We start from the raw sequence: 1,782 nt of genomic DNA on the forward strand, positions 1-1,782 counted from the left end.
CAAGATACAATCCTCCTCCTGCTTCGGCTTCGTTGCGAAAACAGGATGAATGGAACTGCCGAATTGAGTTTAGTAGGGTCGTTAGATTCTCAACCTGAGACTTCTCAGAGTTTTCTGCACCACCAAGCATCTAAATATCAAGGGGCTCAAATCAATTAATTCTAAAATCTAGAGCCTCTTAATAAGCAAGCACCATGATCTGACCCATCCAAGCCAAGTAGTCTAAGCATGGAAGTAACTAAACTAATGAGAAAAATCGCTACGAACTCAAGCAGCGCTCTCTCAAAATAGAGTTTATTGTTGATTATTATCCCCAGAGGGGGTCTTTTCTTTGACGGCTTTAGGTTGGCAACTATGACAACAATGAACTAGTTAACGTTGATGACTGATTTATTTTCCAACAATACTATTACATATAAATCAGTACTCATTGAGCTAGGAAAAGTAAACTTTACTCAATCTTTAATTTAATAAAGTTTTGATGAAAAATATTTTGATAAGAGATAATTCAGTCAATATATAGCGTTTCTCGCAGTTATGAAGATAAAAGAGTTGTAAGTATTCAACCGGACATGATATGACGGCTGACAGCTGACGGCTGAATGCTTACGCCGAAGTCTCTGGTTAACGGTCAACGGTCAACGGTCAACCACAAACCAAACCGGGTACTGACTTCTATCACAGGAGTACTTATTTACCGCTAACTAGTACTTGTTTCTCACATACCAGTACTCGTTTATCGTTAACCAGTACTGGTGTATAACAAACGGGTACCTATGTATAACAAACGGGTACCCGTTTCTCACATACTAGTACTCGTTTCTCACATACCAGTACTGGTGTATAACAAACGGGTACCCGTTTCTCGTTAACGAGTACCCGTTTCTCACTAACGAGTACTAGTTTCTCATATACCAGTACTCGTTTATCAGTAACTAGTACTTGTTGCTAATAAAATAGTACTTATGTATTAAAAAAAGGCACCTGTTTGTTCTTAACGAGTACTATTTTCTCACATGCCAGTACAGTTTGCTGTTTTATCAGTGCTATAGCAAAGGGAGTAGGGAGTAGGGAGTAGGGAGTAGCTTACAAGGGATTGTTTTCCCGATTCCCGTTCCCCTCCTGGGAGGGGTTAGGGGTGGGTTCCGATTCCCGATGCCCTCCTGGGAGGGGTTAGGGGTGGGTTCCGATTCCCGATGCCCTTGCCCATAGCGCTATATCAATAAATTCACTGAACGCCTCAAAAAAATTCTATCAATTACTCCCAGTTTTTATGAGGATTTTTCTGATTACATTGCTAGTTTTTTTGGAGCACTATAGTTGATGTAAGCTTAACTATGGCAAGATAATCTATGGCTCGACTCAAGCGAAGTTCAAGAAAATTGATGAATGCAGAACGGCGACTTGCTAGTCTTAAATCCATTAACGCTAGGCTCGATTTAGGCAATGGTATGACAATTGAAGAGTTGGAAGCGTCTATCCAATCTGTGAGAGAAAAATTAGAAACTTATAACACTATCCTGTCAACTCTTGATGGAGCGTATAATAATCTTTTAGAAGCAGAAGAGATATTGGGAGGTCTCAGTGAGAAAATGCTAATGGCAGTTGCTGTCAAGTATGGCAAAAACAGCTTTGAATACGAAATGGCAGGGGGTGTGCGTAGAAGTGAGCGCAAACGACGGATTCGTCGAACCATTGACAGTGCTGACCCAGAGCTAAACTAGACTTCTTACAAAAGTCGGAAGGAACAGGAAACTTTGACTACAACAGCTTTCGGTGCTT

Annotated in this window: 1 protein-coding gene; it reads left to right on the top strand. The window is 40.7% G+C overall.

Translation table 11 applies throughout. The features are described from left to right. Positions 1–1,385 precede the first annotated feature (1,385 nt). Positions 1,386–1,724, top strand: coding sequence for a hypothetical protein (locus tag F6K53_RS39785; protein WP_293085520.1), 339 nt, complete (start codon positions 1,386–1,388; stop codon positions 1,722–1,724). Positions 1,725–1,782 lie beyond the last annotated feature (58 nt).

The sequence above is a fragment of the Moorena sp. SIO4A1 genome (assembly GCF_010672065.1).
In the GTDB taxonomy this organism is placed as follows: domain Bacteria; phylum Cyanobacteriota; class Cyanobacteriia; order Cyanobacteriales; family Coleofasciculaceae; genus Moorena.

Bases quoted from the DNA above. Each gene is read 5' to 3' on its own strand.
- F6K53_RS39785 (WP_293085520.1), top strand. From the start codon at position 1,386: ATGAATGCAGAACGGCGACTTGCTAGTCTTAAATCCATTAACGCTAGG.